Origin of the sequence: Longibacter sp., assembly GCF_051155795.1 — a bacterium.
Taxonomy (GTDB): domain Bacteria; phylum Bacteroidota; class Rhodothermia; order Rhodothermales; family Salinibacteraceae; genus Longibacter.
The window spans coordinates 22,017-30,091 of sequence record NZ_DAXETW010000155.1; the positions used below are offsets into that span (position 1 = coordinate 22,017).

At 64.7% G+C, this 8,075-nt stretch carries 8 protein-coding genes; 3 read left to right on the forward strand and 5 right to left on the reverse strand.

What is annotated here, in order from left to right; all coding sequences use genetic code 11:
• Positions 1-22: 22 nt before the first annotated feature.
• The 3 genes from ACFCU0_RS14945 to ACFCU0_RS14955 all read right to left on the reverse strand — a co-directional run bounded on the left by ACFCU0_RS14945 (position 23) and on the right by ACFCU0_RS14955 (position 3,439).
• Positions 23-1,114 (reverse strand): efflux RND transporter periplasmic adaptor subunit, encoded by a 1,092-nt coding sequence (locus ACFCU0_RS14945; RefSeq protein WP_434974482.1) that lies wholly within the window; start codon positions 1,112-1,114, stop codon positions 23-25.
• Between the two features lie 46 nt (positions 1,115-1,160).
• Positions 1,161-2,672: a TolC family protein gene (locus ACFCU0_RS14950; RefSeq protein WP_434974483.1), complete on the reverse strand. Its 1,512-nt coding sequence runs from the start codon at positions 2,670-2,672 to the stop codon at positions 1,161-1,163.
• A gap of 77 nt (positions 2,673-2,749) precedes the next feature.
• Positions 2,750-3,439, reverse strand: coding sequence for a TetR/AcrR family transcriptional regulator (locus ACFCU0_RS14955; protein WP_434974484.1), 690 nt, complete (start codon positions 3,437-3,439; stop codon positions 2,750-2,752).
• A gap of 383 nt (positions 3,440-3,822) precedes the next feature.
• On the opposite strand from ACFCU0_RS14955, the gene ACFCU0_RS14960 reads away from it, so the two are divergent.
• The 3 genes from ACFCU0_RS14960 (at position 3,823) to ACFCU0_RS14970 (ending at position 5,945) form a co-directional block, all read left to right on the forward strand.
• Entirely contained in the window at positions 3,823-4,329 is a 507-nt protein-coding gene (locus tag ACFCU0_RS14960; protein WP_434974485.1) for a DUF4019 domain-containing protein, read from the forward strand.
• 199 nt (positions 4,330-4,528) lie between these two features.
• Positions 4,529-5,398, forward strand: coding sequence for an acetamidase/formamidase family protein (locus tag ACFCU0_RS14965; RefSeq protein WP_434974486.1), 870 nt, complete (start codon positions 4,529-4,531; stop codon positions 5,396-5,398).
• Between the two features lie 118 nt (positions 5,399-5,516).
• Entirely contained in the window at positions 5,517-5,945 is a 429-nt protein-coding gene (locus ACFCU0_RS14970; protein WP_434974487.1) for a PaaI family thioesterase, read from the forward strand.
• Between the two features lie 87 nt (positions 5,946-6,032).
• On the opposite strand, the gene ACFCU0_RS14975 is transcribed toward ACFCU0_RS14970, so the two are convergent.
• Positions 6,033-7,523, reverse strand: a complete 1,491-nt coding sequence (locus ACFCU0_RS14975) for an HAD-IG family 5'-nucleotidase (RefSeq protein WP_434974488.1) — start codon at positions 7,521-7,523, stop codon at positions 6,033-6,035.
• Between the two features lie 294 nt (positions 7,524-7,817).
• Positions 7,818-8,075, reverse strand: a 258-nt coding sequence (locus ACFCU0_RS14980) for a hypothetical protein (protein WP_434974489.1), incomplete at its 5' end; no start/stop codon positions are given.

Here is an 8,075-nt window from a genome sequence, read left to right on the forward strand (position 1 = left end):
GAGGGGACCGAATCGGGATTCGCTACGGGTGGGCGGGGGCGAGGCGAACCGCGTCTCCGTCGCGGAGGCCGGGCCCGCCCCGCGTGATGACCGGGGTGCCGGCATCGAGTCCGCGAATGGCGACGTGCGACCCCTCGAAGCCGACCAGGTCGACCTGGCGTCGCTGTGCGGTGCCAACGGAGTCGCGCGCGTCGGCAACTTCGAAGACGATCCCGGTCCGACCGTCGCCTTCGACCAGGGCCGAGGCGGGAAGCAGGACGTGATCGGTGGGCGTTTTCGGGAAAATGTCCGCCGTGCCGGTGAATCCGGACCGGAGGCGATCCTTGAACCGGTCCGGCAGCGTGCGATCGATGCGGAGTTCGACGTTGAACGTGCCGGCGGGACGCGAGGCGGCACCGGCGATCTCCGTCACGCGGGCCGGAAACGACCGGTCACCGAACGCGCGGAGGCGTACGGAGGCCGAATCCCCCGGCGTGAGCATCACGATGTCCTCATCGGGGAGTCCGACGCGGAGCACGAACCCGGAGGCGTCCGCCCCGAGCGCGAGGATGGGTTGTCCGCCGGACACGGTTTCGCCGGCTTCGACCATGCGCTGGAGGACGCGACCGCCGGAGGGAGCGGTGATAACCGCATGCTTTCGGTTGAACCGTGCGGCGTCCAGCCGTGCCTCCGCCACCTCGACGGCGGTGCCCGCGTCCTGTAACTCCTCCACCGTCGCGACCGAGTCCTGCTGCAGCGTGCGCGTTCTCTCCAGGTCCCGCCGCGCTTTCTCCAGCGCGCTTTCCGCTTCGGCAACGCGAGCGTTGATTTCCGACAGGTCAAGGCGGGCGAGCGTCTGCCCGCGGGACACCCGTTCGCCCTCGTCCACGAGCACGCGAGCGACGACCCCGCCGATCTTGAATGACAGCGGGAGCTCCGTGCTTGCGACCAGGCGGCCGCTCGTGCGAATCGGCAGGGGCGTCGTCGCGGCTTCCGCGGGAACGGTTTCTACGACGGGCACCGTCGAGGCGGGGGGAACCGGGTCGGCATCGGCCGTACAGCCCAATAGAACCAGGGCAAGCACGAGAAGCGGAACTCCGGCGAGAGGAAGCATGCGAGGGATGGGATCCATCATGGCAGGAAGCAGGCGTCGGTCTGGAAAGAATGAGGAGAGGGTCGGTCTATCGCCGGGCATCGACAGGTGGCGTCATCGGGAGGCCGGCGGCGTACCGGAGTTCGGCGAGGCGGGTCAGCAGGGTGTAGCGAGTGACTGCGAGGTTCAACTCGGCCTCCGTGAGCGTCGACAGCGCGTCCGTGAAGGTGACGAGACTGGCGCGTCCGACGTCGTACCGGCGTTTCGTCAGGCGAAAGCTGGACTGCGCTGCCCGGACACGGGCCTCGGCGGTTTCGAGGGACCGAAGGGCTACGCGCACGTCGTCGAGGGCCTGCTGGACCTGCAGGTCAATCTGGCGGGAGAGAGCGTCGCGTCGGATGTCGAGTTGTCGGGCGGACAGCTCAGCTTGCTCGACGCGAGAGCGGTCGCGGAGGCCGTTAAACAAATTCCACTGCAGCACGACGGAGGCGAGCCCGAAGCGCGCATCGTCGCCGACACGGTAGGTCGTTCCCTGAATGCCGCCCTCCAGAACGACCGAAACCGTCGGCAGATAGGCGGTTTGCGCGACTCGCCGCTGATCCCGGGTGGCGTCGACGGCGGCTGACACTTGCTTCAGCTCCGGCCGATCGGATTGCGCCCTCGCCTGCAGCGGGACGAGCCCCGACCGCGTCTCCACCGGGCGCACCGGAATCGGCAGCGACCGAATCTGCCGGTCGACCAGGGACGCGGTGCTCAGCCGGGGCGAGGGAATCGGCGTATCGAGCGGGCGGTCGAAGAGCAGGTTGAGGGCGCTCCGTGCCTGTCGTTGCCCCGCCTCGGCCTCGGTTTGCCGTTGCTCCACGGCCAGCACCTCGGCTTCTGCGCGGAACGTGGCGTCGGGGGTCGCCTTGCCGGCCTCCACGAGCCGTCGGCTGGCCCGGAGGTTCTCTTGGACCCTCTCGTAGGTGGCCTCCAGGATGTCGACCTGTTCGGAGGCTTGGCGGTAGCGGAAGTAGGCCGTTTGCACGTCGCGGATGACGGCGCGTCGCGTGGCATCCGTCGATGCTTTCTCCGCCCGGCGCTCATCCTTCCGCGCACGATATCCGTAGAGGGTGGCCGGCGCGAAGAGGGGTTGCTGAAGGCGAAGGCGGGTGTCCTGCTCCCGCTCGCGGAGGAAGGCGATCTCCCGGTTCTGGATAGGTTGAAAGCCCGGGGCGTCGGGCGGTGTCAGGGTGTTGAGGGTTTCGTAGACCGGATTCAGGAGGTCGCCGACCGGGAAGTCGATCGTTCGACCTCCGGCAGCACGCGTGTAGCGCGCCTGGGCGTCCAACTGCGGGAGGAAGCCGCCGCGGGCCTCATCGACCGCTGCGTCGGCCCGATCGAGCGCGAGGACCTGCTGTCTGAGGGTGAGATTCCGGTCCAGCGCGTCCTGGACGAGCACGTCGACAACCGGCGTCTGCACCGTGTCGGCGGGCACGGGCGCGCTCTGGCCATTGGCGGGCGGCACGAGCAGGGCGAGCCCCACCACGATCGGCGTCACGCGCCGCAGCGTCGGCTTTATGCGGAGGACAAGTGCCCGAACTATCCGTTGACAGATCATCGGTCGTTGACAGAGTGTCAATGCATGGGTAAAAAAAAGACCGGACGCACGGGTCCGGTGGGGGGTTACGGAGTGGATCAGCCGCCCTCCATCATATGGACGATATCGGATCGGCAGATCGGGTGAGCGGCACGTCCGGTCAGGCCCACCCCGGCGAGGTCAAGCGCGCGTTCGACAAGCATATCCGGATCCAGTCCGTGGCGCAGGTTCAGCATGTCGCTTTTGTGTACGGCCAGCTGGATGAGGCCGTGGGTGAAGCCCCAGAGGGTGACGGCGGTCTCGGTCGGGGAGAGTTCCTCCCGGATCGACCCGTCGTCGATGCCCGACTCGATCGCTGTCGTCATGACATCCATCACGTCATCTCCAAGGGCGACGCAGGCGCGTTCGTTCTCGGATGCCTGATCCGCATCCGCCGTTCGTGCCTCGAAGCGAGCGACGAGGTCGAAGTAGGTCGGCTCCTCCCGCGCGAAATCCACGTACGCCTCGCCGACCGCGCGAATCTGCATCAGCCCGGTGTCGTGGTGTCCGACCGCCGCCCGGAAGCGGTCGAGAAGGTTTTGGAAACCGCGCCGCGTCACAGCCAACACGATGTCATCCAGATCCTCGAAGTAGACGTACAGCAGGCTGCGGCTCAGGCGTGCGTTCGATGACACGTCCGACATGGTCAGCGCCTCGACGCGCTTGTCCACGAGTGCGGTCTCCGCCGCATCGATGATACTGTGCCGTCGCTGCTCTTTTTCTTCGCGCCGTCGTTCTTCGATCGACATCAGGGTGGAATGGGGTCGGGGAAAGAAAGAGTGCAGCGCGTCCCGCCTTTTTCGCTGACACGAAATCATTGATTGACACCGTGTCAACCACACTCTTTGACAGAGTGTCAACGGGGAGGTTCCCGGTCAACGATCGGGTCGGGCGGAGCGATGTCGGTGCACGGGGCGCACGATGCGGTGCCGTAAGTTCGACACAGACATGGGGTTACGGAGGCTCAGGCGCGTCAGACGACGGCACGAGCCTTTTGTGAAGATTCTAACGGGCGGACCGCATTGGGCGTGGGTCGGTATGGACGAGTGCTTCCGGCGTCGCTCCGTTGTTCCGATGGTCGTCCTCGGTGGGCGTACGGCTCAACTTTTCTATTGAAAGATGCCCTATCCATATGAAACGTATCGTGCACAGTACGTTTGCTTTCGTGATGAGTGTGCTTCTCTTCGCCGGTCTGCCGGTGATGGCCCAGGACTCCGGTGAGGCGGCGGTTGATACCGCGGCGGTCACGGAGGAGGCCCGCGCCGTGGCGCAGGAGTGGCTCAAGACCAATGACGACGGTCAGTATGACGCCAGCTACGAAGCGGCTGCATCCATGATGCAGGACCAGGTGGAGCAGAAGGTCTGGTCGCAGAAGAACGAGCAGAAGAAAAGCCAGCTCGGCGACGTGCAGTCCCGTGAATTTGCGGCCGCGCAGTACCGCGAATCGCTTCCGCAGGTCGATGGCGGACCCTTCGTCGTTCTCCGCTACGAGGCCAAGTACAAGCCCGCCACCTTCAACGAAGTGATTCTCACCACGAAGGAAGAGGGTGAGTGGAAAGTGGCAAGCTACGCCGTGCAGCCGATGCGTCCCCCGTCCCCTCAGCAGGGCGGCAATAGCGGACCGGGCGGCGGCCGGTAACGGCACAGCCAACAAACCGGCGGCCTGACGTTCGCGCCGCACCGTTTTGCCCTCGTCTCCACCTGGAGGCGAGGGTTTTTTGTATGTGTAACCCTCCGAAACGGCCGTGCCTGTGCCCGATGCAGGTTCTTCTTGCGAACATGCTCTCACAGCACGTTCTTGGTGGCATCCGCACCCACCACTCAGGTTGCCTACCGCTATGCAAGAGCATGTCGTCAGCACGGATCATCGCACGGCCACGTTCGACCGACACCACCCCCCGGCAACGGCGGTCGAGCCGGATGACATCGTGACCTTCGAGACGGGCGATGTCGCGTACGAACGCCTGCACAATGGCGAATCGGTGGAGGATATCGGCCTCGAAACGTTCAACATGGTGACCGGTCCGGTCGCGGTGAAGGGAGCCGAGCCGGGCGATGCCCTCGTCATCGACATCCTCGACGTCAAGGTCCGACGCGCGTGGTCGGTCTGGATGCCGGCGTTCGGCGGGCTGGGTGAACGAACGGACGCGACGCGGACGCGCGAGATTGAGATCGACGGCGATAGCCTGCGGATCAGCGACGACCTGAGCGTTCCGCTCGAGCCGATGATCGGCTGCATCGGGGTTGCACCGGCGGAGGGGGAAGGGTCCACGTTTCAGCCGTCCTACCCGTTTGGCGGCAACATGGACCTGCGGGAGCTGTCGCCCGGCGCCACGCTGCGTTTGCCCGTTGAGGTGGACGGCGGCCTGCTCTCGGTCGGCGACCTGCACGCGGCGATGGGCCGGGCCGAGCCGACCTGGGTCGCGATCGAAGCCGCCGGCAGTGCACGCCTCCATGTGGATGTGGAAAAAGGCGCTGCTCCGCCCACGCCCCGGATTCGCCTCGGCAATACGACCCTGTGCATGGGGATTGGCCCGACGCTCGAAGAAGCGCACCAGTCCGCACTCGACCAGGCGTACGAGCTGCTGATGGACGAGCATGGTCTCAATTCGTTCGACGCCTACGCCTACGCGAGCGCCCGCGTCGGCATGCGCTTCGGCGGCCCCTGCGGCCCCATCGTCATGGCCGAAGTCCCGGATCCGGAGTAGATACGTTCAGGGTTCAGCGTTCAAGGTTCAGGGTTCAACGAACACACCACCCTCGCACGGCCGTCCGACGGTGGTGCGATTATCAAACCTTCACACCTTCAAACCTAAATACCGCCGTATGCCTGACATCCTGCAGCGTCTCCGCGAGTGCGTGCCTGAAGATACCGACCTGCAGCTCCCACCTCCGTGCTACGAGGACATGGGCGCGGAGGCGATTTCCTACGACGAGGAGGCGGAGGTGCTGGTCGTTCGGTTGCCCGTCCGCGAGCGGTATCAGAACCCGCTTCGCCTGATGCAGGGCGGCTACATCGCCGCGGCAATAGACAACACGCTCGGCCCCCTCAGCTTTCTCGTTGCCCCGCCGAGCGTCACAACGCAGATGAGCACCCAGTATCTTCGCCCCGTGCCGCCGTCAGTCGACTACATCGACGTCGAGGGCCGGGTCGCCGAGCGCGCAGGTCGCCAGCTCTTCTTGGAAGCGACCGTCCGCCTACCCAACGGCAAGACCGCCGCCCGCGCCCAGGCCACGTGCCGGATACGGGGGTAGGTTCAGGGTTCAAAGCGAACCCACACCACACCACCGTCGCACGGCCGTGCGACGGTGTGGTGGTGTGGTGGTGCGATTATCAAACCTTCACCCTCGTTCTTTCGCCGTCGCCTCATCCCATTCATACCCGGACGTCGTAGTGTAGGCGCCGTCCTCGCTGGCGGCATCGTCGTGGGGGAGGCTGCCGCGGTGCGAGCGGAGGTAAATGAACGGGGTGTGGTGCAGGAAATTGCTGACGCGGCCGGTGTACACGTCGGCGTATCGCTCCACTTGACGGGCGAACATGCTCTTGTCCTTGCCCGTGCGCAGGAGCGGTCCCCAGTTCTCGTTCACCAGCCGGCTTGAGGCCTTGGCGAGAGGGGCGATTTTCTCATCCAGCGCCACCAGGTCGTCCCGCAGGGTGGTCATCTCGTTCTCAATCACGGACGGCGGGCGGTGATCCCGGGGGCCGTAGTCGTCCTGCGACCGCTGAAGCTGCAGGCGAAGGGACGAGTAGTCGGCCTCCAGCTCCTCTTTCTGCCGCATGAGCCGGGAGAGTTCCTCCTGTCGCTCGGCGAACTGCCGGTAGGCCTCGATCTCCTCCTCCAGCTCGCGGACGACCAGCGCCGTACGCCAGCGCAGCACCTTCTTCGACACGTTCACGTCGACGAAGAGGTGATCGCCGATGTAGAGGATCTCCTCCCCGCGCAGGCCCAGGCTTTCCTCCACCAGCGGCGCATTGCCTCCGACGTAGACGCACTCCTCCTGCAGCGGGCCCGACTTGTGCTCGCGGAGCATGCCGTCGTCGTTCACCACCCGAAAGGCCGGCATGCGCACGGAGAAGAAGTCCGGCTTCCGGGCGCCGACGATCGACAGGTCGAACAGGTCGCGCCACGTCATGTCGCCCGGCAGGACGTCGTTGAAGACGTACTCGAGCATCGGGCGTGCGTAGTCCCATTCCGAGTTCGTAATGAGCAGGAGCTTCTTACCCGCCCGCTTCTGATCGAGAAGGGCCAGCGGCATTTCCGGGTCGAGGTCGACGAACCGCTCCGGCTCGCTGATGATTTCCTGCTTCAACCTACCCTCCATGTGGGCCTCGTCGAGCGTCTGCCGGACCTCCTCGTACAGGTCGTGATAGCCCATCGACGTGGACAGCTTGCCCTCGTCCAGCAGGTCCACCAGCTGCATATACATGCAGGCCGACGAGATCGCGAAGAGCGTATTCAGAAACTCCCACCGGTCCTCGCTGAGGTCCACGAGCGTGCGCTGATACACGTTCTTCTGCTCGCGGTATCCGAGCGGCTCGGTACCGTGGAAGGTCCGCTTGACGTAGCCGAAGCGGTTGGCCTTCACCACATTGCCGTGATCCGTATCGATCACCAGCCCCCGGATAACCAGGTCCGGGTCGAACGTGAGGTGGTCGATCGGCCATCCTTTCGCCAGGAGGCCTTCCTTGATAAAGCTGTACGCCCGCTGCTCCCACTCCCGCATGTGGTAGTGAACGAGCGTGTAGTCCATGTCGTAGCCGATGGCCTTAATGCCCCGGAGGTTGAGGGTCCGGTTGCAAAACAGGCCACGTAGATCGTCGGGAGCTTCCATGCAAAAGGGGGTAAATCGAAAAAGTACGAACCCGCAAATAGCAACTGCAGGATTCATACCTACGACTGCCACGCCGAATGCTTCCCGATCGCTTTTATTGATTCGGTTATGGATGGGGAATGGCGAATCGGGGAGACCACGGAATGGCAGTTGGCGAAATGGTCGGTGAATCGGTTTCCGAACACGGGACGCTGTTCTTCAGGCACCCAGCGTCAGGAGACGCTTCCAGGGCAGGGTGGGTCTTGCGTAGGCAGAGACAACCACCAGCGTCGGAAAGACCCCTCTTAATCTCCCCTATGAGGGGAGAGACGCACGGTCAGTATCAGGCGGGACGTCCGAAAACAAGTCCTCTCCCTCATAGGGAGAGCCGCAAAGGCCGTCGTTTCGCCTCGCGACAGAAGACAGGTTCCCTCCCTCGTAGGGAGGGACAGGGAGGGTCTTCCCGAGAGCAAGGGACAACGAGAAAAGTTTGGAAGCCTCCTTTTTTCTCCTCCACAGGATGACTTTCCGCTGGTCGGCCCTCTGGGAGGGGAGAGCCGCAAGGGCCATCGT

What these genes read in the sequence shown, in the direction of transcription:
- ACFCU0_RS14945 (WP_434974482.1), bottom strand. Translation starts at nt 1,114, where the DNA reads ATGATGGATCCCATCCCTCGCATGCTTCCTCTCGCCGGAGTTCCGCTT.
- ACFCU0_RS14950 (WP_434974483.1), bottom strand. Translation starts at nt 2,672, where the DNA reads ATGATCTGTCAACGGATAGTTCGGGCACTTGTCCTCCGCATAAAGCCG.
- ACFCU0_RS14955 (WP_434974484.1), bottom strand. Translation starts at nt 3,439, where the DNA reads ATGTCGATCGAAGAACGACGGCGCGAAGAAAAAGAGCAGCGACGGCAC.
- ACFCU0_RS14960 (WP_434974485.1), top strand. Translation starts at nt 3,823, where the DNA reads ATGAAACGTATCGTGCACAGTACGTTTGCTTTCGTGATGAGTGTGCTT.
- ACFCU0_RS14965 (WP_434974486.1), top strand. Translation starts at nt 4,529, where the DNA reads ATGCAAGAGCATGTCGTCAGCACGGATCATCGCACGGCCACGTTCGAC.
- ACFCU0_RS14970 (WP_434974487.1), top strand. Translation starts at nt 5,517, where the DNA reads ATGCCTGACATCCTGCAGCGTCTCCGCGAGTGCGTGCCTGAAGATACC.
- ACFCU0_RS14975 (WP_434974488.1), bottom strand. Translation starts at nt 7,523, where the DNA reads ATGGAAGCTCCCGACGATCTACGTGGCCTGTTTTGCAACCGGACCCTC.